Consider the following 21,849-nt stretch of genomic DNA (forward strand, 5'->3'; position numbering starts at 1 on the left):
GTGCCGGGGCAGGTGCCGGGCCGGCGCTGGCATCTTCGGCCGGCATATTGGCGCAGCCTGCCAGCGCGATCGCACCGGCCACTGCGGCAGCCACCATGCGGAGCTGGCTGCCGAGCAGTTCGGAGATTCGTCGGATCACGGTGTGAGCGGTGTGTGCGTTCTTGGGTTTGCCCGCGGCGCCGTAGGGCCGGCAGGCAAGATGGGTTCGCAAAGGAATGCCATGATAGAGGAAACCTATCTGACAAAGTTCCTAAATCTTGTTACCCATTCTTCTAACGCATGATGTCGTGCAACAAGTGACTTGTGCTCTAGCAGGAATCCCCTGTTTCGCACAACTGCGGTGAACCCGCAGCTTGTGCGGGGCTGCGTGGCGCAGCCCCGGCCCGGGTCAGGCCACGCGCGACGGCATCGAGCGCGTAAAGCGCAGCAGTTCGTCGAGCAGCAGGTTCAGGTCATGGCGCAGCCTGGCAAAGCCCGCGGTATGCGTCAGGCCCACCTCGTCCATGTAGAGCTTGCGGTTGACCTCCAGCTGCAGGCTGTGGCAGCCGGCCTGGGGCTGGCCCACCACGCGCACGATCTCCACGCCCTTGTACGGGTGGTTGCGCCAGACGTCGTAGCCCATTTCCTTGAGCACGCCCTCGACCCGGTCGGTGAAGCGCTTGTCGCAGGTGGTGCCGTCGCGGTCGCCCACCACGAAATCCGGATGCTCCAGCCCCGGGAACTCGGTGGCGAATGGCGCGGCGTGGCTCGGCATCGAATGGCAGTTGATATGCCAGGCGCTGCCGTGGCTGGCGACGGCGCGGTCGGCCAGCTTCTGCAGCTGCGCGTAATAGGGCAGGTAGCAGCGGTTGATGCGCGCCTGCACTTCTTCCACGCTCAGCTTGCGGTCGTAGATGGCCTCGCCGGTGTCCAGCACGCGCCAGACCAGGCCCTTGCCCAGCCGGGTCTTGGCGGTCTCCTGCCTGGTGCCGGGCCAGGGTGCGTCGAGCAGGGCTTCGTCGATTTCTTCCAGCGCGCGGTTGGCGTCCAGGTAGCTGCGCGGGAAGCCCGCGCACAGCAGCGCGATGCCGCGCGCCGGGGCGCCGGCGTAGAGCTCGTCGACAAAGGTGTCTTCGGCCTGGCGCAGCAGCGGCAGCGGCAGCGCGGGGTCGGGGCGGAAGTCCGTCGGGTAGGTCGTCGCGCTGTGCGGCGAGTCCAGGAACAGCGCCGCGGGCTCGCCCTCGGGCTGGTACAGGTAGAACGGACTGTCCGCGGTGGTTCGGTCGGTGTCGGTCATGGTGTTGCCGTAAAGTCAGTCGAGCGAGATCCTGGCGGCGGCGGCCACGCGCTTGTTCTTGGCCACTTCGCTCTTGATCTGGGCGGCAAAGTGCGCCGGCGTATCGCCTACCGGGGTCGCGCCCAGCTTCTCGAGCTTGGCCTTCACTTCCGGCAGTGCCAGCACCTTGACCGCGGCGGTGTGGAGCCTGGTCTGGATATCCGCCGGCAGGTTGGCCGGCGCGATCAGGCCAAACCAGGCGGCGTCGTTGACTTCGCCCAGGCCCAGCTCGGCGAAGGTCGGCACGTTGGGCAGCGCGGCCACGCGCTTGGGCGCTGCCACGGCGAGCGCACGCAGCTTGCCGCCTTCAATGAACGGCAGCGACGACGGCAGGTTGTCGAACAGCACCTGCACCTGGCCGGCCAGCGCGTCGTTCAGCGCCGGGCCCACGCCCTTGTAGGGCACGTGCAGCAGTTCGGTCTTGCTGCTCATCTTGAACAGTTCCCCCATCATGTGCGAGACGCTGCCGTTGCCCGCCGAGCCATAGGCCAGCTTGTTGGGCTGCGACTGCGCCAGCGCGATGAAGGACTTCATGTCGGTGGCCTTGACCGCCGGGTTGATGCTCATCACGTTGGGCACCGAGGCCAGGTTGGTGATGGTTGTGAAGTCCTTGGTTGCATCGTAGGACAGGCGCGGGTAGACCGCCGGATTGATGCCATGGGTCGAGGCCGTGGCAATGCCCAGCGTGTAGCCGTCCGGCGCCGCCTTGGACAGGAAAGCGGTGCCGATGCTGCCGCCGGCGCCGCCGCGGTTGTCCACCACCACGGCCTGGCCCAGTTGCTGGCCGAGCTTGTCGGCGACGATGCGCGCGACGATGTCCGTGGTGCCGCCGGCGGGGAAGGGCACCACCAGCGTGATCGGCTTGGTCGGATAGCCGGCCTGGGCCATGGCGCTGAAGGAGATGCCGGCAGCGGCGGCGGCCGAAGCGGCGGCCAGGAGGCGGAGAAGATGGCGACGTTGCATGGGGGGATCCAGGGCGAGGGGAGGAATAAAGTGGATTTCACGATTCTGCGCGCCCGGGCAAGCGCGCCGCAAACGAAATAAAATCCTTAGCTCATTCCATTTGGTCGTGAATTAGAGGTGATTTATGCGACGCTTATGTCCGTCGCTGACCGAGTTGCAGGCCTTTGAGGCCGCGGCACGCCATAACAGTTTTACCGTAGCCGCGCGTGAACTGCATGTCACGCAAGGCGCGGTCAGCAAGCAGGTGCGCAGCCTGGAGGCTTACCTGGGCGTGGAGCTGTTCCAGCGCGTGCGCCAGCGCCTGATGCTGACCACCGCGGGCGAGCGCTACCTGGAGCGCATCGGCCCCAGCCTGAACGAGCTGGAGGCCGCCACCGTCGAGCTGATGGCGCGGCAGGGGCGGGGCGGCGTGCTGCATATCGCCAGCATGCCGACGCTGGGCGCCAAGTGGCTGATCCCGCGCCTGCCGCAGTTTTTCGCGCGCCATCCGGAGGTGAAGCTCGAATTCGTGCCGCACGCGCAGGGCTACGATTTTTCCGAGCCGGACCTGGACGCCGCGATCCGCTTCGGCGACGGCGTCTGGCCCGGCAGCCTGGCCGACTACATGACCGGGCGCGAGGTGCTGCCGGTGTGCCGTCCGGGCCTGCTGGCGTCCGAGCCCGGCGGCGTTGCGCCCACGCCCGCTGCCTTGCTGCGCTATCCGCTGCTGCACCACACCACCGTGCCCGAAGCCTGGCCCGACTGGTTCGCCACGCTGGGGGTGCCAACCCGCGAGGCCTGGAGCGGCGCGCGCTTCGACCAGTTCTCGCTGCTCACGCAGGCCGCGCTTTCGGGTCTGGGCATCGCGCTGATCCCGCGCTGCCTGATCGAGGAAGAGCTGGCCACCGGGGCGCTGGTGGTGGCGCATCCGGCCCAGGTGCTGGCCAAGAAGGGCTATTACCTGTGCTATCCGGAGCAGAAGCAGCACCTGCCGGCGCTGCGCACGTTCCGCGCATGGGTGATGGAAGGGGCCGACCTGGCGCGGCCCACCTGACGTTCAGCCCACGTCCGATGTCAACCGGCGCAACTGCTCCAGCAGCTTCGCCGCCGGCGCCGGCAGGATGCCCTGGCGGCGCCGGTACACCGCCAGCCGGCGCGGCGCCTGGGCGCCTTCAATGGGCAGCGGCAGGATCATGCCGGCCTTTTGCTCGGCCTCGTACATCGGCGCAGCCATCCAGCTGAGGAAGCCCGCGCGTGCCACCAGCGCCTTGAGCGCAATGATCGAGCGGGTTTCGGCGACGATGTCCGGCGGCGGCAGCCCGGCGCGCGCAAACAGCCGCTGCAGTTCGTCGAAGGGCGCCGTGCCGCGCGGCGGCATGACCCAGCGGCAAGCGGCGGTATCCGCCAGCCGCAGCGCCGTCCTGCCCGTCAGCGGATGTCCGGCGGCGGCGACCACGAAGCTGCTGTCGCTCCAGCCAACATCCGCCACGGCGCAGATTTCCTCGTTCTCCGGCAGGGCGATGCCGATGGCCAGGTCGATCTCGCGGCGCAGCAGCGCATCGGCCAGGAAATCTCCCACCCCTTCGACAATGCGCACGCGCAGCCCAGGCCAGCGTGCCAGCACCGCCTCGATCGCCTCCGGCAGCACCACGCTGGCCACGCTGGCGACGGTGCCCACGCGGATGGTGCCGGCGGCCAGCCCGCGCAGCGCGCGCACGGCCTCGGTGGCGTGCTCGGCCTCGTGGCGCAAGAGGTTGGCGTGCGGCAGCAGGGCCTCGCCGTAGGCCGTCAGCACCATGCCGGTGGCATAGCGTTCGAACAGTGGCGCGTCCAGCTGGGCTTCCAGCCGCTGGATGGTGCGGCTCAGTGCCGGCTGGGTGAGGTTCAGCTGTGCGGCGGCGCGGCCCAGGCTGCCGTGTTCGCACACCGCAAGGAAGGCAAGGAGCTGGCGCAGATCGAGGGTCATGCCGAATCGTAATGACTTTGCCCCAAAACGGCAATTTCTGGGCAAGGCCTGATTGTCCATACTGGTCCGCAAGCTTTGTCACTGATTCCGCACTGGAGCCTCCACGACCATGGCCATTTCCGCCACGCCTGCCGCCGCCACTCCCACGACCGTGCGCACCGCTGTGCTGGACCTGCTGCGCGCGTTCGGCATGACCACCATCTTCGGCAATCCCGGCTCGACCGAGCTGCCGCTGTTCCTCGATTTTCCCGACGACTTCCGCTACATCCTCGGCCTGCAGGAGTCCGTGGTGGTGGGCATGGCCGATGGCTATGCCCAGGCCACCCGCAATGCGGCCTTCGTCAACCTGCACTCGGCGGCCGGTGTCGGCCATGCCATGGGCAGCATCTTCACCGCCCACAAGAACCGCACCCCGATGGTGATCACTGCCGGGCAGCAGGCGCGCTCGATCCTGCCGTTCGAACCCTTCCTGTTCTCGGCCCAGGCCACCGAGCTGCCCAAGCCCTACGTGAAGTGGAGTTGCGAGCCGGCGCGGGCCGAAGACGTGCCGCTGGCGATTGCGCGCGGCTACTACATCGCCATGCAGCCGCCGCGCGGGCCGGTGCTGATCTCGATTCCCGCCGATGACTGGGCCCGGCCGTGCGAGCCGGTGCTGCCGCGCACGGTCAGCACTGAAAGCCGCGTGCAGCCGGCACTGCTGGCGCAGATCGGCGACGCTCTCGATGCCAGCCGCCGGCCGGCGTTCGTGGTGGGCGCGGCCGTGGACCGCGATGGCGCCTGGGACGATGTGGTGCGGCTGGCGGAACGGCACCAGGCGGCGGTGTGGGTGGCGCCGATGTCGGGGCGCTGCGGCTTTCCGGAAGACCATCCGCTGTTTGCCGGCTTCCTGCCGGCGATGCGCGAGAAGATCGTCGGGCTGCTCACGGGCCACGACCTTGTGTTCGCGCTGGGGGCGGCAGCCTTCACCTATCACGTCGAGGGGGGTGGCCCCCATGCGCCGCCCGGGGCGCAGGTGGTGCAGCTGATCGACGATCCGAATATCGCCGCATGGGCCCCGGTGGGCACTGCCGCAGTCGGCAGCATCCGTCAGGGCGTGGCCGACCTGCTGGCGCGCCCGGCGCCGCCGCGGCGCGAAGCCCCGCGCCCGCGCGTGCCGGCACCGCGCGCCGAGCCCGGCATGCCGATGAGCGTCGCCTATGTCCTGCAGACGCTGGCGGAGCTGCGCGACCCTGATTCCATCGTGGTCGAGGAAGCGCCCAGCGCGCGCCCGGTGATGCATCGCCACCTGCCCATCCTGCGCAGCGAGACCTTCTATACGATGTGCAGCGGCGGGCTTGGCTACGGCCTGCCCGCGGCAGTGGGCGTCGCGCTGGGCAAGCCGGGGCGCAAGGTGATCGGCCTGGTCGGCGACGGCTCCAGCATGTATTCGATCCAGGCGCTGTGGAGCGCCGCGCAACTGGGCCTGCCGATCACGTTCATTGTGCTCAACAACCGGCGCTACGGCGCCCTGCAGGAGTTTGCGCCGACCTTCGGCTTTGGCAGCGATGATCCGCTGGTCGGCACGGCCTTGCCCGATCTGGATTTCGTGTCGATTGCGCTCGGGCATGGTTGCGAGGCGGCGCGAGTGGTTCATCCTGCCGCATTGCGCGAAGCGCTGGCGACAGCCCTGCGGATGCGTGTGCCGACCGTGGTGGAGATCGAGGTGGCCTGAGCCGCGGCGCCAGACGACAGACGACAGACGAAGTAGCCCTTCCAGGAGACTCCAGGATGCAAAGCATCACCATGCTGATCAACGGCGAGCGCACGCAGGCCGCCAACGGTGCCACCTTCGAGCGCCGCAACCCGCTTGACCACAGCGTGGCCACGCGGGCGCCGGCAGCCACCGCCGCCGATGCGCTGGCCGCTGCCGACGCTGCCGCGCGCGCCTTCCCGGCCTGGCGCGACACCGGGCCGGGCGAACGGCGCGCCTTGCTCATGCGCGCGGCGCAGGCACTTGAAGGCAAGGCCGGGGCGCTCACCGCCGCGATGGCGGCAGAGACCGGTGCGTCGGCGATGTGGGCCGGCTTCAATGTGCAACTTGCCGTCGGCATGCTGCAGGAGGCCGCTGCGCTGACCACGCAGATCAACGGCGAGGTGATTCCCTCCGACGTGCCGGGCAGCCTGGCCATGGCGGTGCGGCAGGGCGCGGGCGTGGTGCTGGGCATCGCGCCGTGGAACGCACCGGTGATCCTGGGCGTGCGCGCCGTGGCCACGGCGCTGGCGTGCGGCAATACGGTCATCCTGAAGGGTTCGGAGATCTGTCCGGCCACGCATGGCCTGATCGTCGATGCGCTGGCGGAGGCGGGCTTCCCGGCGGGAGTGGTCAACTTTGTCACCAACGCCCCGGCCGATGCCGCCGCCGTGGTCGAGACCATCATCGCCCACCCGGCAGTGCGCCGCATCAACTTCACCGGCTCCACGCGCGTGGGGCGGCTGATCGCGCAGGCCTGCGCGCGCCACCTGAAGCCCGCGGTGCTGGAACTGGGCGGCAAGGCGCCGCTGGTGGTGCTGGACGATGCCGACCTGGACACCGCGGTGGACGGTGCCATCTTCGGCGCCTTCGCCAACTCGGGCCAGATCTGCATGTCCACCGAGCGCATCGTGGTGGATGCCAGCATCGCGGACGCCTTCGTGGCACGCTTTGCCGCGCGCGCCGGCGCCTTGCCGCTGGCGGATCCGCGCACCGGCCCGGCGGTGCTGGGCTCGGTGGTCGACATGAGCACCGTCGAGCGCTGCAACGCCATGATCGACGACGCGCTGGCCAAGGGCGCGCGGCTGGTCTGCGGCGGCAAGGCGGCCGACACGCTGATGCGGGCCACGGTGCTGGATTACGTGACGCCGGACATGGAGATCTATCGCGAGGAATCGTTCGGGCCGGTCAAGGCCGTGGTGCGCGTGGATGGCGTGGAAGCGGCCATTGCCTGCGCCAATGATTCGGCCTATGGGCTGTCGGCGGCCGTGTTCGGCGGCGATGTGGCGCGCGCGATGCGGGTCGCCGGCCGCATCGAATCGGGCATCTGCCACGTCAACGGCCCGACCGTGCACGACGAGGCGCAGATGCCGTTCGGCGGCGTGAAGGCGAGTGGTTATGGCCGCTTCGGCGGCAAGGCCGGGATCGATGCCTTCACCGAGCTGCGCTGGATCACGGTGCAGACCACGCCACGGCAATATCCGTTCTGAGTGGCGCCGCAGAGCGCTGCGGCAGGCTGCAGCAAAACCTAAGGCAGGAGACAACCATCATGCGATTCCCCCACCGTATCGCGCGCGCCCTTTGCGCCGCACTGTGCGCGCCGGGCCTGCTGGCTGGCGTGAGCGCGCCGGCCGCCGCGCAGCCGTGGCCGGACAAGCCGATCCGGCTGGTCGTCAACTTCCCGGCCGGCGGGGCCGCGGATACGCTGGCGCGCGGCATCTCGCCCGGTCTGTCCGAGGCGCTGAAGCGTCCGGTGGTGATCGACAACCGCCCCGGCGCCAACGGCATCGTCGGCGGCGATGCCGTGGCCAAGGCGCCGGCCGATGGCTATACCTTCCTGCTGACCTCGGGCGGCGCGGTGGCGATCGATCCCTTCCTCTACAAGAAGATGCCGTACGATCCGATCAAGGATCTGACCCCGGTCGCGTCGGTGGCGCTGGTGCGGGTCTACCTGCTGGTGCATCCGTCGGTGCCGGCGAAGACGCTGGAAGCGTTCATCGCCTATGTGCGCGAGCATCCGGGCAGGCTTAGCTACGGCTCGGCCGGCAACGGCAGCACGCCGCATATCGCTGCCGAGATGTTCAAACGCGCCGGCAAGCTGGACGCCGTGCACGTGCCGTACAAGGGCGCGGCCCCGGCCCTGAGCGACCTGCTGGCAGGGCAGGTGCAGTTCATGTTCGATCCCGGCCCCGGCCTGCAGCACGTGGCCAGCGGCAAGCTCAGGCTGCTGGCGGTGGCCAGCGCCAAGCGCGCGGCGCAATACCCGGACGTGCCGACGCTGGCCGAGGCCGGCCTGCAGGACGTGGACGGCGACTCGACCTTCGGCGTCTATGCGCCCGCCGGCACGCCGCCGGCCATCGTCGAGCGCATGAACCGCGAGATCAACCGCACGCTCGCCGGCGCGCAGCTGCAGGAAAACGTCAACAAGCTGGGCGGCGCCGTGGCGCCGCTGAGCATCCAGGCGTTTGCCGAGCGGCAGAACGTGGATCGCGCGCGCTATGGCAGGTTCATCCGGCAGGCGGGCATCACCGTGGACTGACCCATGAAAAAAGGCGGCATGTCGATGCCGCCACTTACGCGCTTCAGCAGCCAGCGCTGCCTTACTTCGACAACACCTTCATCGCCTGTTCCAGCCCGGCCAGCGTCACCGGATACATCCGTCCCTTCATCAGCTGGTTGATGACCGTGATCGACTGCCGGTACTGCCACAGCCCTTCCGGCTCGGGGTTGAGCCAGACGAAGTGCGGGAACTGCTCGGTCATCCGGTTCAGCCAGACCGCGCCGGCTTCGGTGTTGTTGTACTCCACCGAGCCGCCCGGCTGCAGGATCTCGTACGGGCTCATGGTGGCGTCGCCGACGAAGATGATCTTGTAGTCGGGCGTGTACTTGTGCAGCAGGTCCCACGTGGCCAGCTTCTCGGCGTGGCGGCGGCGGTTGTTCTTCCACACGTAGTCGTACAGGCAATTGTGGAAGTAGTAGTACTCCAGGTGCTTGAACTCGGTCTTGGTGGCCGAGAACAGCTCTTCCACGCGCTTGATGTGGTCGTCCATCGAGCCGCCCACGTCCATCAGCATCAGCACCTTGACCTTGTTGTGGCGCTCGGGCCGCAGCTTGATGTCGAGCAGGCCGGCGTTGGCCGCGGTGGAGTGGATGGTGTCGTCCAGGTCCAGCTCGGTGTCGGCGCCTTCGCGCGCAAAGCGGCGCAGCCGGCGCAGCGCCACCTTGATATTGCGCGTGCCCAGTTCGACCTGGTCGTCATAGTCCTTGTAGGCGCGTGTCTCCCACACCTTGATCGCGGTGCGGTTGCCCTTGGACGGGCCGCCGATGCGGACGCCCTCGGGGTTGTAGCCGCCGTGGCCGAACGGCGAGGTGCCGCCGGTGCCGATCCACTTGTTGCCGCCCTCGTGCTTTTCCTTCTGCTCCTCGAGCAGCTGCTTGAGGCGCTCCATCAGCTTGTCGAGGCCGCCCATGGCCTCGATCTTGGCTTTTTCCTCGGGCGAGAGTTCGCGCTCCAGCGTCTTCTGCAGCCAGTCGAGCGGGATGTCGGACTTCCAGTCGACCAGGCTCTCGACGCCCTTGAAGTAGGCGGCGAAGGTCTGGTCGAACTTGTCGAAGTGCTTCTCGTCCTTGACCAGCGTCATGCGCGACAGGTAGTAGAACTCGTCGATGGACGGCGAGATGACCTGCGCCTTGAGCGCTTCCAGCATGGTCAGGTATTCCTTGACCGAGACCGGCAGCTTGGCGTGGCGCAGCGAGAAGAAGAAATCGATCAGCATGATGCCTCGCTATCAGTCGGCGGCCGCTTCAGCGCGGACGGTCGAGCTGGAATTGCAGGTGTTGACGCACGGCCGGCCATTCGCTGGCGATGATCGAGAACACCACGGTGTCGCGCAACGAGCCGTCCGGCATGCGCTGGTGGTTGCGCAGCACGCCGTCCTGCCTGGCGCCCAGGCGCGCGATGGCGGCGCGGCTCTGCTGGTTCATCCAGTGCGTGCGGAACTCCACGGCGATGCAGTCGAGATGGTCGAAGGCATGGCCCAGCAGCATCAGCTTGCATTCCGTGTTCAGCGGCGTGCGCTGGACGCGGCGCGCATACCAGGTGGAGCCGATCTCCACACGCCGGTTGGTCGCGTCGATATTCATGTAGGTGGTCATGCCCGCCAGCTCGCCGGCGGCATCGCGCACCGCGAACGGCAGCATCGAGCCCTGTTCCTGCAGCGCCAGGCGCCGCGCGATCTCGGCCTCCATGCGCTCGGGCGCGGGCACGCTGGTGTACCAGAGCTTCCACAGCTCGCCGTCGGCGCAGGCGTTGCGCAGGCCCTCGGCATGCTCGGCGCGCAGCGGCTCCAGCGTGACGTGCCGGCCCACCAGCGTGACGGGTTTGACGAACGCAGTCATGGCGGGCAATGCCTCAGCGGTTGGCGCGGTTCATGAACACCAGGCGCTCGAACAGGTGCACGTCCTGCTCGTTCTTCAGCAGCGCGCCATGCAGCGGCGGGATCGCGGCCTTCTTGTCCGGGCTCTTCAGCGCCTCGGGCGGGATGTCCTCGGCCATCAGCAGCTTGAGCCAGTCGATCAGTTCGGACGTGGACGGCTTCTTCTTCAGGCCCGGCAGGTTGCGCATCTCGTAGAACGATTCCAGCGCGGCCGCCACCAGCTCGCGCTTGATGCCGGGGTAGTGCACGTCGACGATCTGCTGCATGGTGTCGGCGTCGGGGAACTTGATGTAGTGGAAGAAGCAGCGGCGCAGGAAGGCGTCGGGCAGCTCCTTCTCGTTGTTCGAGGTGATGATCACCAGCGGGCGGTGCTTCGCCTTGACCAGTTCGCGCGTCTCGTAGACGTAGAACTCCATGCGGTCGAGTTCGCGCAGCAGGTCGTTGGGGAATTCGATGTCGGCCTTGTCGATCTCGTCGATCAGCAGCACGACCTGCTCGTCGGCTTCAAAGGCCTGCCACAGCACGCCCTTGACGATGTAGTTGCGGATGTCGTGGACGCGGTCGTCGCCCAGCTGCGAGTCGCGCAGGCGCGACACCGCGTCGTACTCGTACAGGCCCTGCTGCGCCTTGGTGGTCGACTTGATATGCCACTGCAGCAGCGGCATGCCCAGCGCGGCGGCGACTTCCTCGGCCAGCATGGTCTTGCCGGTGCCGGGTTCACCCTTGATCAGCAGCGGGCGCTGCAGCGTGCGCGCGGCATTGACGGCCAGCTTGAGGTCGTCGGTGGCGACATACTGGTCGGTGCCCTCGAAACGGGCCTGCTGGGCGATGGAAGCTTGGGCGGAAGCGTTGGCGATGTTTGACATGAGGCAACCTGAGGTGACGGCCTCGGATCGAGGGCCGGGTTGGCGTGCTTGGCGCGGTCTCTTCGCGCTGTCATGCGCGCTTTCATTATGGAAACGGGGTCCGGTGCAGGGCGCCCGCGCGCTGCTGGCGGCAGCATTCGCGAACGGTCGTGCAGATTCCCGGGATCAGCCAGTATAAAAGACCTTTGCGGTTCGTGTTGGGGCGCGCTGACAGGCCGCCGGCGGCCCGGGCCGGTTGCTGGACTGGCAGGTGCCGGCTGCGGTACAATGCGGCGGTTTGACGCGCCCCCACGTCCAGTTCTCCCAGCATCCGGCAGTCCGCGTTCAGAAGTCCCAGCGGCCCTTCCGGGTCGCGGCGATTGCGAGAGGTGGTTCCAGAATGGTGTTCCACATCCCGGCAACAGACCGGATGCGACATGTCTGGCGGGTTGCACCTCGGCAATCCCTCCGGCTGCCCTGGTTTTCCCCGCAGCAGCATTCTGAAACCGTCTCCGCCCGGCAGGGCAGGTCACACGGTTTAACTTCCAATCCGCAAAGACAATGAAAAAGCTCCTCACGATGGTGGTGCTGGGCGCGGCTGCAACGGCTGCGCAGGCACAGGAAGTCAAGGGCAATGGAGACGCTGCCAAGGACAAGGTTGCAATGTGCATCGGCTGCCACGGCATTCCGGGCTACCGTGCGTCATTCCCCGAAATCTATGAAGTGCCGCTGCTGGGCGGCCAGAGCGCCAAGTACATCGAGAACGCGCTCAAGGCCTACCAGAAGGGCGAGCGCAAGCACCCGACCATGCGCGGCATCGCCGCGACGCTGACCGAGCAGGACATCGCCAACGTGGCGGCCTACTACTCGCAGCAGAAGGCCGGCACGCAGAACAATTCCCTCAAGTAAGAGACCCCTCATGAATACGCTCAAGACGCTTTCGTTCGCGCTCGGCGCACTCGTGCTGGGTGCTGCCGCGATGCCGGCCTCGGCCGCCGACCTTGCCGCCGGCAAGGCGCTGGTGGAAAAGGGTGCCTGCGTGGCCTGCCACGGCGCGGGCATGAACGCCCCGATCTCGCCGGACTACCCCAAGCTGGCGGGCCAGCACGCCGACTACCTGTACCACGCGCTGGCGTCGTACCAGGTGTCGGGCAACCCGCTGGTGGGCCGCTCCAATGCCATCATGGCGGGCCAGGTCAACGCCAATCCGGCCGTGACCGACAAGGACGGCAAGCCGCGCCCGTTCACCCGCAAGGAGCTGAAGGACATGGCCGCCTACATCGAGTCGCTGCCTGGCGACCTGGTGCTGAAGAAGTAAGAACGCGCGGCCGCCGCCGCGCCAATGCAAAAAAGCCGCTTCCCTGGAAGCGGCTTTTTTGTTGTGTGCGCGAGCGCGGGGCCCTGGCCCCGCGGCGCTATCAGTTGCCGCTGCCCGACACCAGCCGGCGCTGGCGCACCGATTCGGCCAGTCCCTCGAGCACCTTGACCGAGTCGTCCCAGCCGATGCAGGCATCGGTCACGGACTGGCCGTAGGTCAGCTGCTCGACCGGCTGGCCCTGAACGTGGTCCTGGCGGCCCGCCACCAGGTGCGATTCCACCATCACGCCGATGATGCGCTGGTCGCCGCCGGCGATCTGGCGGCCGATCTCCTCGCACACCGGGATCTGATTCTCATGCTTCTTGCTGCTGTTGGCGTGCGAGGCATCGATCATCAGGCGCGAGGCCAGGCCGGCCTTGGCGATGGCGTCGCACGCTTCCTGCACGCTGGCGGCGTCGTAGTTGGGCGCCTTGCCGCCGCGCAGGATCACATGGCAGTCTTCGTTGCCCGAGGTCGACACGATCGCCGAGTGGCCGCCCTTGGTCACCGACAGGAAATGGTGCGGCTGCGACGCGGCCTTGATCGCATCGACCGCGATCTTGACGTTGCCGTCGGTGCCGTTCTTGAAGCCCACCGGGCACGACAGCCCCGAGGCGAGCTCGCGGTGCACCTGCGACTCGGTGGTGCGGGCGCCGATCGCGCCCCAGCTGACCAGGTCGGCGATGTACTGCGGGCTGATCATGTCGAGGTACTCGGTGCCGGTGGGCACGCCCATCTCGCTGATGTTCAGCAGCAGTTCGCGCGCGGTGCGCAGGCCATCGTTGATCTTGAAGCTGCCATCCATGTGCGGATCGTTGATCAGCCCCTTCCAGCCCACCGTGGTGCGCGGCTTCTCGAAGTACACGCGCATCACCACTTCCAGCTCGCCGGCGAAGCGGTCGCGCTGGACCTTGAGCAGCTTGGCGTAGTCCAGCGCGGCGCGGGTATCGTGGATCGAGCACGGGCCGATGATGACGATCAGGCGGTCATCCATGCCGTGCAGGATGCGGTGCATGGCCTGGCGCGCGCCGTAGATCACGTCCGAAGCCTGTTCGGAGCAGCCGAACTCGCGGATCAGGTGCGCGGGCGGCAGCAGTTCCTTGAGTTCGCGAATGCGCAGGTCGTCGGTGTTCTTCAGCATGATGGCTCCGGGATTCTTGTGAGGTCGTGAGTGGGTGGGGAAACAAACAGGTATAAAAAAACCGCCAGGGTCGCTGGCGGTCTTTTTTGTATTCGGGGCGCTGCCTACAGCCGTCCCTCCCTATCCGCCAGCGGTGTGAGATCGCTAAAAAAGTAAAAGTAAAACTTAGCGGACATGGCGGAAAAAGGCTTTGGCTTGGGTCAGCTTGAATCGATTATCGTCGTGAGCGCCGAATTTATGCTGCACTGCGTAGCAGAAAGGCAGGAAATTGCGCGCCGGTCGGTCAATTTTCGGCGTGCGTCAGTTGCCTGTCGCGCCGCGAAGCATCTTTATAGCGCCTTTTGCCAGAATTGGCAAGTGTCGACGAGGCCACGCGGTGCGCTGGCGTACGCATCTCCCGGCGCCTTGCCAAGCCTTGTCCCGCCACTGCTTTTCGGCTTTCCCCGACATACCCGGGGGCTATATTGGAACCGGGGAGCAGTGAGCACGGGGAGGTGCATCATGAGCGTCGATGAAGCGAGGCTGAATGCCTTCATGGAAAAATTCGTCAACGATATCGGCGCGGTGATGCATGCCGCGACCGTGGTGGTGGGCGATGAACTCGGCCTGTACAAGGCCATGGCGGAAAAAGCAATGACCGCCGAAGTGCTGGCGGCAAAGACCCATACAGACGTGCGCTACCTGCGCGAATGGCTGTCGGCACAGGCGGCCAGCGGCTACGTCGACTATGACCCGGCCACCGGGCAGTTCAGCCTGAACGAAGAGCAGGCCTATGCGCTGGCGCAGGAGGGCAGCCTCGCATTCATCCCGGGCGCGTTCCAGATCGCGGTGGCGCAGTTCCGCGCTATCCCGAAGGTGATCGATATCTTCCGCAACGGCCGCGGGCTGGGCTGGCACGAGCACGATCCCGCGCTGTTCCACGGCACCGAGCGCTTCTTCCGGCCGGGCTACGCGGCGCACCTGGTTTCGGAATGGATTCCCGCGCTGGACGGCATGGAGGCGCGGCTCAAGGCGGGCGCATCGGTGGCGGACGTGGGCTGCGGCCACGGCGCGTCGACCATCATCATGGCGCAGGCGTATCCGGCCTCGCGCTTTGTCGGTTTCGACTACCACGAGCCTTCGGTGCGCCATGCGGCCGAAGCCGCGCGCCGCGCCGGCATGACCGAGCGCGTGCGCTTCGAAGTGGCCACCGCCAAGGACTACGGCGGCAAGGACTATGACCTGGTGACGGTATTCGACTGCCTGCACGACATGGGCGATCCGGTCGGCGCGGCACGCCACGTGCGCGAGACCCTGCGTGCCGATGGCGCCTGGATGATCGTGGAACCGTTTGCCAACGACACGCTGGAGCAGAACCTGAACCCGCTGGGCCGGGTGTTCTATTCCGCGTCCACCTTCATCTGCACGCCAGCGTCGCGCGCGCAGGAAGTCGGCCTGTGCCTGGGCGCGCAGGCGGGCGAGGCGCGCATGCGCGCAGTGGTTGAGCAGGCCGGCTTCAGCATCAGCAGTTTCCGCCGCGCGGCGCAGACGCCGTTCAACCTGGTGTATGAAGTGCGGCCGTAAGGCCGGGGCGATCCCGTGAAAAACGGAACCCCGCAGGGTCCCGTCTTCGTCATCGCCGGACTGGTCAGGCGGTGCCGCCCACCGTCATGTTCTCGATGCGCAGCGTCGGCTGGCCCACGCCCACCGGCACGCTCTGGCCTTCCTTGCCGCACACGCCGACGCCCGAGTCCAGGCGCATGTCGTTGCCGATCATGGTGACATCCTTCAGCGATTCCGGGCCGTTGCCGACCAGCGTCGCGCCCTTGACCGGGTAGGTGATCTTGCCGTCCTCGATCATGTAGGCCTCGCTCGCCGAGAACACGAACTTGCCGTTGGTGATGTCCACCTGGCCGCCGCCGAAGTTGACTGCATACAGGCCGCGCTTGACGCTGGCGATGATCTCCTGCGGATCCCTGTCGCCGTTGAGCATGTAGGTGTTGGTCATGCGCGGCATCGGCAGCGCGGCATAGCTTTCGCGGCGCGCGTTGCCGGTGACCGGCATCTTCATCAGGCGCGCGTTGAGCGTGTCCTGGATATAGCCGCGCAGGATGCCGTCCTCGATCAGCGTGGTGCACTGGGTCGGGTTGCCTTCGTCGTCCAGGTTGAGCGAGCCGCGGCGGTTGGCCAGCGTGCCGTCGTCGACCACGGTCACGCCCTTGGCCGCGACGCGTTCGCCCATGCGGCCGGCAAAGGCCGACGAGCCCTTGCGGTTGAAGTCGCCCTCCAGGCCGTGGCCGACGGCTTCATGCAGCAGCACGCCGGGCCAGCCCGGGCCCAGCACCACGGTCATCGAGCCGGCCGGGGCCGGGCGCGCGTCTAGGTTGACCAGGGCCGAAGAGACGGCCTCGTCAACATATTTCTGCAGCAGCTCGTCGGTGAAGTAGCCATAGGCATAGCGGCCGCCACCGCCGGAAGAGCCGACCTCGCGGCGCCCGCCGTGTTCGGCGATCACCGTGACCGAGACCCGCACCAGCGGACGCACGTCGGCGGCGATCACGCCGTCGCTGCGCGCCACCAGCACCACGTCGTATTCGCCGGCCAGGCCTGCCATCACCTGCACCACGCGCGGATCCTTGGCGCGCGCCATGCGCTCGACGCGCTCAAGCAGCGCCACCTTCTCGGCCGCGCTCATGGAGTCGAGCGGGTCGTTGGGCGCGTACAGGTTGCGCCCGGCGTGCGTGGCCAGCTCGCCGGCCACCTTGACGCGGCCGTTGCCGGCACGGCCGATGGTGCGCGTGGCCGCCGCGGCCTGCGACAGCGCCGCCAGGCTGATGTCGTCCGAATAGGCGAAGGCGGTGCGGTCGCCCGAGACCGCGCGCACGCCCACGCCCTGGTCGATGCTGAAGCTGCCCGACTTGACGATGCCTTCTTCCAGGCTCCAGGCCTCGTTGCGGGTGTACTGGAAGTACAGGTCGGCATAGTCGACCTTGTGCGTGAAGATATCGGCCAGCACGCGCTGGAGCTTGGCCTCGTCCAGGCCGTACGGTGCCAGCAGCAGTTGCTGCGCGGTGGCCAGGTTGCGGATTCCGAGATCGCCGGCGTTCATGAGATGTCCTTTCTTCCTGGGGACGCGCCGGCTTGCGGCCGGCGCGGCAAAAAATTCTCCGGGCGGGAGCCGGTGAAGGCTGCCGCGATTGCGTACATGCTACAGCACCCGGTGTCGCAGTGCCGGCAGGTTCTGCCGGACCTCGGCCAGGCGCGCGGGATCGATCACGCCGCCGACCACGCCTTCGCCCTCAGGCAGCGTTGCCAGCACCTCGCCCCACGGATCGACCAGCATCGAATGGCCCCACGTGCGCCGGCCATTCTCATGCTTGCCGCCCTGTGCCGCGGCCAGCACATAGCATTGGTTTTCAATGGCGCGGGCGCGCAGCAGGATCTCCCAGTGCGCCTGCCCTGTGGTGTAGGTGAAGGCGGCCGGCATCAGAATCAAGCTGGTGCCGTCGCCGGCGGCCAGTCCGCGGTAAAGCTCGGGGAAGCGCAGGTCGTAGCACACCGACATCGCCACCCGGCCGCAGGGCGCGTCGAAGCTGACCGGCGTGCGCCCGGCCAGGATGGTGCGCGACTCGTCGTAGCTTTCAGTGCCGCGGGTGAAGCCGAACAGGTGGATCTTGTCATAGCGCGCCACGCGCTCGCCGCGCGGGTTGAAGGCGAGCGAGGTGTTGTACACGCGCGCCGGGTCGTCGCACCACATCGGCAGCGTGCCGCCGACCAGCCAGATGCCGTGGCGGCGTGCCGCATCGGCCAGGAACTGCTGCACCGGGCCGTCGCCGTCATGCTCGCGCACGGCCACCTTGTCGGATTCGGAGCGGCCCATCATGCAGAAGTATTCGGGCAGCAGCACCAGTGCCGCGCCGCCGGCTGCGGCCTCGGCGATCAGCGCGTCGGCGCGCGCCAGGTTGGCATCGAGCGAGGTGCCGGTCACGGTCTGGACGGCGGCAACGCGGAACGGGGCGGAGGCGGCGGTTGCAGTCATAGGCGGCGTTGTTTTCCTCAGCGCGGGAGGGCGGGGTCCGCGCGGTTCTGGAAGGTCGGGGCTTGCGCCTTATTGTCCTCCAGTTTGCCGATCTGCGGGTTGGCCCAGCTGCCGGTGATGCGGTAGTGCTGGGTGAACACCTTGGAGAACTCGTCGGCAAACAGCAGTTGCGCGGCCAGCGTGCCGATTCCCAGCACCGGGTTGATAAAGGCGGCCGCGATCGAGGTGGAGGTGGCGTTGATGCGTGGCACCACATCCACGCGCAGGTCCTGGGTCTCGCGCAGCAGGTTGGCGGTGCCGCTCATGCTGGCGATGATCTGCGGGCTCCTGAGCTCGAAGTCCTGGATCGTGCCGACGCCGTTCTCGATCGTGCCAGTGCCGGCAATGCGGTCGAACACCAGCCCGCGGCCCGACAGGGTGCGGAAGTCCAGCATGGCAAAGCGCAGCAGGCCTTGCAGGCTGAGCACGCCCAGCAGCCGCGCCGCGCCGGGCTCCACGCTCAGGATCTGGCCATTCTCCAGGTCCAGCGACAGCTTGCCCGACAGCGTCGGGTAGTCGATCGACAGCGGCGAGCCGCGCCAGGCCACGCGGCCTTCGAGCTTGCCCTTGCCGTCGCTCAGCGTGTGCGCCAGCCCCAACCGTTCCAGCGTGGCGCCGGCATCGCGCACGTCGATGCTGAAGGACAACAGGGTGCGGCGCTCGGCATTGGCGTCGGCGCGCAGCTGGCGCGGCACGCGCCAGCTGCCGCTGCCGGTCAGGGTGGCGCCGGGTTGCTCGATCTGCAGCTTTTCCAGGGTCCAGACCGGATCGGCGGAGCTGGTGCCGGTATGGGCCTTGACTTCAAGCTTGCCGAAGTCGTGCCCGCGCAGCATGAACTGGTCGACCACCAGGTCGATCGCGGGCAGCTCGTCGATGCTGCTGGCGAGCGCGTCCACCACGTTGCGCTCGTCGCTGGCATCGGGCACGTTCAGGCGCGCCAGGCGCAGTTGCAGCGACCCGGTGGCCGAGGGCCCGGCCGGACGCCACTGCACCGCGCCGGCCACCTGGCGCGAGTCGATCCTGGCGTTCCAGCCGCCGGCTTCGCGGTTGGCGTCGAGCACCACCTCGTCGAGCGTGCGGCCCATGGCGTGCAGCGTGCGCGCGCGCAGCGCAATGCGGCCAGGCAGGAAGGGTGAGGGCGCCGCGGCGGGGCCCGCGCTGCCGGCACCGCCGCCGAAGGCCGCCCGCCATGCATCGATATCGAGCTGGTCGAAGGTGGCCGCAGCGCTGACGCCGGCCGCGGGCGGCGGCGGCGCCTGCTGCATGCCGATGGCGCCGGCGAGCACGTCGATGCCGCCGCCCTGGTCGCGGCGCAGCAGGTAGCGCGCGTTCAGCGCATGGCCCAGCTGCAGCACCAGCTCGCTGGTGCCGGCGCGGTCCGGGGCGCTGGCCGGGCGCAGGTCCGCGCGCAGCGCCAGGTCTTGCGCCGCGGCCTTGGCCAGCGGCGCGGGCAGGCCGATCGCCATGCCATTGAGTTCGGAGCTCAACTGCACCTGCAGCTGGCGCTCGCGCGTGGCGATCACGGCGCTGTAGCTGGTGCTGCCTTCGAGCCGCGCGGCCACCGGCGCCAGCGCCGAGCCCGCGGCGGCCTCGCGCAGCCCGGCGGCCGAGACGCTGCCGCTGGCGGTGACTTGCGTGGCGCCGTCCGGCTGGGTGCCGCCGCCGAGCCGGATCTCGCCACCGAGGAAGCGGGCCCGCATGTTCTCCAGCCCGAAACCGTGTTCATTGAATGTGATGGTGCCGTTGGCATGGCCCAGTTGCGGCAGCTGCGGGCTGAGCACGACATCGTTGCCGGGGAAGCGGAAGCGGCCGTCCACCTTGGCGGCATTGGCGTGTTCCAGCGGCATGTCGAGCTTGAGCCTGAGCTCGCCGTTGCCGTGGGCCTGCGCCGCATCGGCCACGTGCCCGGTCCATTCGCGCACCGGCGAAGCACTGATGTAGCGCAGGAAGCCCTGCACCGGTCCGCTGGCGCCGCCGTCGATCACCAGCTTGCCGTGCGGGCCAAGGTCATCGATGCGGCCCTTGACGTCCTGCAGCGTGACGCCGGGGATGTCGTGGACCGTGGCCCGGCTTGCCAGGAACGTCATGCCGCCGCGGTCGAACACGACCCGCCCGGAAATGTCGGTGAAGGTTGGCCACGCCTGCGCGCCGGTGGTGGTGCCGCTGGCGGTCTCGTGCGGGGCGATCTGGTAGCTGACGTGTTCGATCGGCACCTCGACATGGAACTCGCCGGCCTTCTCGTGCGGGGCATGGAACGGGAAATGCGCCAGGTCGCCGCGCAGCACGAAGCTCACGCCGGCAGCTTCGCCACCCGCCAGCGCACCGGCCAGGTAGTGCCGGGTGCCGGCCGGAATGCTCAGCGGCAGGTAGCGCGGCACGCGCGCCACCTGGGCGCGGGTCATTTCACCGCTCAGGTCGGCGATGCCGGATACACCGTCGCCGCCTGCGCGCCAGGTGCCGCGCACCGAGCCGGCCGCATCGGCATTGGCAAAGCGCACGCCGTCCAGCGTAACCGCGAGCTTGCCTCCGGCATGGGTCCAGCGCACTTCGCCGCCGATCTGGTCGAACGGCAGCCGCGGCTCCTCGAACAGGCCAGGCAGCACCAGTGCCGCGCCGTTGCCTTCGAAGCGGGCATTGCCCTGCTGGTCATCGAAGGAGAAGGTGCCGGACAGGTGCGAAAAGCCAGGCGTGCCCAGCCGGGGGTGGCCGCTGGCGTCCACCGCGGGCACGGCCGGCTGGCCGTTGACCGAGACGTCGCGCAGCGTGCCCTGCACGCTGTAGCGCAGCTTGCCGTCGCCGCGCTCGAGCATGCCGGCGCGCTCGCGGCTCCAGCTCACGTTGAGGTTGTCGATGTGGCCAGCTGGCTGCAGCGCGCGCAGCCGGCGCAGCACCGCGGTGTCCAGCGGCATCGAGCTGGACACCGCGCGCAGCGTGTTCAGGTCCAGCGTGGGCGCCTTGAGCGAGAACTTGCGCAGGGTGCCGTCCTTGCCGGAGGCCCAGCCGAGGGTGACCTTGCGCATGCCTTCGCGCCAGGTGCTGTCGGCGGGGGTGCCCTCGTCGTCGCTGGCGGGCTGGGGTTGCCAGAGCAGGGTGTCGACGGTCAGCAGGTTGCTGCCGTCGCGCTCGGTCCGGTGTAGCAGGAAGGCCTGCGCATTGGCCAGGCGCAGCGGGGCGGAGGCGCCGGCCAGCTGCAGGTCGACGCCGCTGGCGCGCAGCCGCGTCTGGCTGCGCACGATGCGGCCCTGGCGGAATTCAATGCTGCCGTCGGTGCTGAAGGTGCCGCTGGCGACGCGCTCGAACATCGCCAGGTAGCGCTGCAGCACCGGCAGCTGCAGCTGGCCAAGGTCCCAGCTGGCCTGCCCGGTCCAGTAGCGCCAGTTGCCGGCGCTGTGCAGGTAGTCGTTGCTGAAGGAGGACTGCACCACCAGCGGGCTCGGGCCCAGCGCCGGCGAGCGCGCTTCCAGCGTCACCGTGTGGCGCGCGCCGTCGCGGCGGGTGTCGAGGCGGATCTCGCCGATATCGAGCTGGGGCAGGCGTGCCTTCTCGTCCAGCCAGCGCAGCTTGCCGTCGGACAGCGCCACGCGCCCCTGCGACATCAGCCAGCCCAGGAAGCGATCGTCGTCCTGCTGGCCGCCGGTCGCGTCCACCAGCATGCCGCCGACCAGCAGCCGGCCCTCGGGCGTGCGCCGCACCAGGATGTCGGTGCCGGTCGCGCCCAGGCTGACGAACTGCAGGTTCATGCTGAACAGCGAGCGCCACGCCAGCTTGCCGTCGAGCGTGGCGGCCGCAAGCAGCACGCGCTGTCCGGAGTCCACGGCGCGCAGGCCGCGGGCGCGGAAGGCCGGGTGCCAGCCGTCCCAGTAGGTATCGAGCGCGCCGATGCTGACCTTGGCCGAGAGCGCCACCGAGCCGCGTTCTTCCAGCCACTGGCGCGCAGTGGACGCCTGTGGCCACAGCACGAAGCGGATCAGCAGGCCCGCCACCAGCGCCAGCGCGGCCAGCACCAGCGCCAGCCGCACCAGCGCGCGGCCCAGCCCGCGCCAGAACGGGTGGCGCACGGC

17 protein-coding genes and 1 pseudogene are annotated in these 21,849 nt (G+C 68.4%); 7 read left to right on the forward strand and 11 right to left on the reverse strand.

Annotated elements, in window-relative coordinates; translation table 11 throughout:
* The 3 genes and pseudogenes from AC3WRR_RS34355 to AC3WRR_RS34365 form a co-directional block, all read right to left on the reverse strand.
* Positions 1–139: pseudogene (locus AC3WRR_RS34355) on the reverse strand (BspC domain-containing protein); the annotation flags it as partial.
* Between the two features lie 249 nt (positions 140–388).
* The gene (locus AC3WRR_RS34360; protein WP_058696936.1) at positions 389–1,276 is read right to left on the reverse strand and encodes an N-formylglutamate amidohydrolase; all 888 of its coding nucleotides are present in this window, start codon (positions 1,274–1,276) and stop codon (positions 389–391) included.
* 15 nt (positions 1,277–1,291) lie between these two features.
* Positions 1,292–2,278, reverse strand: coding sequence for a tripartite tricarboxylate transporter substrate binding protein BugE (locus AC3WRR_RS34365; protein WP_058696935.1), 987 nt, complete (start codon positions 2,276–2,278; stop codon positions 1,292–1,294).
* Positions 2,279–2,402: 124 nt separating this feature from the next.
* On the opposite strand from AC3WRR_RS34365, the gene AC3WRR_RS34370 reads away from it, so the two are divergent.
* Complete coding sequence (locus AC3WRR_RS34370) at positions 2,403–3,311, forward strand: LysR substrate-binding domain-containing protein (RefSeq protein WP_010809072.1); 909 nt, start codon at positions 2,403–2,405, stop codon at positions 3,309–3,311.
* Between the two features lie 3 nt (positions 3,312–3,314).
* On the opposite strand, the gene AC3WRR_RS34375 is transcribed toward AC3WRR_RS34370, so the two are convergent.
* The gene (locus AC3WRR_RS34375; protein ID WP_010809071.1) at positions 3,315–4,223 is read right to left on the reverse strand and encodes a LysR family transcriptional regulator; all 909 of its coding nucleotides are present in this window, start codon (positions 4,221–4,223) and stop codon (positions 3,315–3,317) included.
* Positions 4,224–4,332: 109 nt separating this feature from the next.
* On the opposite strand from AC3WRR_RS34375, the gene mdlC reads away from it, so the two are divergent.
* From mdlC to AC3WRR_RS34390, 3 genes are read left to right on the forward strand one after another with little or no spacing between them, the layout of a single operon-like run.
* Positions 4,333–5,934, forward strand: coding sequence for a benzoylformate decarboxylase (gene mdlC, locus AC3WRR_RS34380; RefSeq protein WP_492299423.1), 1,602 nt, complete (start codon positions 4,333–4,335; stop codon positions 5,932–5,934).
* Positions 5,935–5,990: 56 nt separating this feature from the next.
* A complete protein-coding gene (locus AC3WRR_RS34385; protein WP_058696933.1) occupies positions 5,991–7,442 on the forward strand; it encodes an aldehyde dehydrogenase in 1,452 nt (483 codons plus the stop codon).
* A gap of 59 nt (positions 7,443–7,501) precedes the next feature.
* Positions 7,502–8,491 carry a Bug family tripartite tricarboxylate transporter substrate binding protein gene (locus AC3WRR_RS34390; RefSeq protein WP_011614887.1) on the forward strand — a complete coding sequence of 330 codons (990 nt, stop codon included), beginning with the start codon at positions 7,502–7,504 and terminating at the stop codon, positions 8,489–8,491.
* A 61-nt stretch (positions 8,492–8,552) separates the two neighbouring features.
* On the opposite strand, the gene AC3WRR_RS34395 is transcribed toward AC3WRR_RS34390, so the two are convergent.
* From AC3WRR_RS34395 to AC3WRR_RS34405, 3 genes are read right to left on the reverse strand one after another with little or no spacing between them, the layout of a single operon-like run.
* Positions 8,553–9,728, reverse strand: coding sequence for a vWA domain-containing protein (locus tag AC3WRR_RS34395; RefSeq protein WP_011614888.1), 1,176 nt, complete (start codon positions 9,726–9,728; stop codon positions 8,553–8,555).
* 28 nt (positions 9,729–9,756) lie between these two features.
* The gene (locus tag AC3WRR_RS34400; RefSeq protein ID WP_011614889.1) at positions 9,757–10,350 is read right to left on the reverse strand and encodes a GNAT family N-acetyltransferase; all 594 of its coding nucleotides are present in this window, start codon (positions 10,348–10,350) and stop codon (positions 9,757–9,759) included.
* 13 nt (positions 10,351–10,363) lie between these two features.
* A complete protein-coding gene (locus AC3WRR_RS34405) occupies positions 10,364–11,254 on the reverse strand; it encodes an AAA family ATPase (RefSeq protein WP_010809065.1) in 891 nt (296 codons plus the stop codon).
* Positions 11,255–11,794: 540 nt separating this feature from the next.
* On the opposite strand from AC3WRR_RS34405, the gene AC3WRR_RS34410 reads away from it, so the two are divergent.
* The gene (locus tag AC3WRR_RS34410; protein ID WP_010809064.1) at positions 11,795–12,142 is read left to right on the forward strand and encodes a c-type cytochrome; all 348 of its coding nucleotides are present in this window, start codon (positions 11,795–11,797) and stop codon (positions 12,140–12,142) included.
* Between the two features lie 10 nt (positions 12,143–12,152).
* Positions 12,153–12,551 (forward strand): c-type cytochrome, encoded by a 399-nt coding sequence (locus tag AC3WRR_RS34415; protein WP_010809063.1) that lies wholly within the window; start codon positions 12,153–12,155, stop codon positions 12,549–12,551.
* A gap of 100 nt (positions 12,552–12,651) precedes the next feature.
* On the opposite strand, the gene aroG is transcribed toward AC3WRR_RS34415, so the two are convergent.
* A complete protein-coding gene (gene aroG, locus AC3WRR_RS34420; protein WP_439668675.1) occupies positions 12,652–13,731 on the reverse strand; it encodes a 3-deoxy-7-phosphoheptulonate synthase AroG in 1,080 nt (359 codons plus the stop codon).
* A gap of 501 nt (positions 13,732–14,232) precedes the next feature.
* On the opposite strand from aroG, the gene AC3WRR_RS34425 reads away from it, so the two are divergent.
* Entirely contained in the window at positions 14,233–15,294 is a 1,062-nt protein-coding gene (locus AC3WRR_RS34425; RefSeq protein ID WP_010809061.1) for a class I SAM-dependent methyltransferase, read from the forward strand.
* 64 nt (positions 15,295–15,358) lie between these two features.
* Here the strand turns inward: AC3WRR_RS34425 and tldD are convergent, their stop codons facing one another.
* From tldD to AC3WRR_RS34440, 3 genes are all read right to left on the reverse strand, one after another.
* Positions 15,359–16,819: a metalloprotease TldD gene (gene tldD, locus AC3WRR_RS34430; protein ID WP_010809060.1), complete on the reverse strand. Its 1,461-nt coding sequence runs from the start codon at positions 16,817–16,819 to the stop codon at positions 15,359–15,361.
* A gap of 99 nt (positions 16,820–16,918) precedes the next feature.
* On the reverse strand, positions 16,919–17,749 hold the full coding sequence (locus AC3WRR_RS34435) for a carbon-nitrogen hydrolase family protein (RefSeq protein ID WP_010809059.1): 831 nt from the start codon (positions 17,747–17,749) through the stop codon (positions 16,919–16,921).
* Positions 17,750–17,766: 17 nt separating this feature from the next.
* Positions 17,767–21,849, reverse strand: a 4,083-nt coding sequence (locus AC3WRR_RS34440) for a YhdP family protein (RefSeq protein ID WP_492299426.1), incomplete at its 5' end; no start/stop codon positions are given.

This window comes from Cupriavidus sp. FW305-3-2-15-C-LB2 (genome assembly GCF_058787575.1).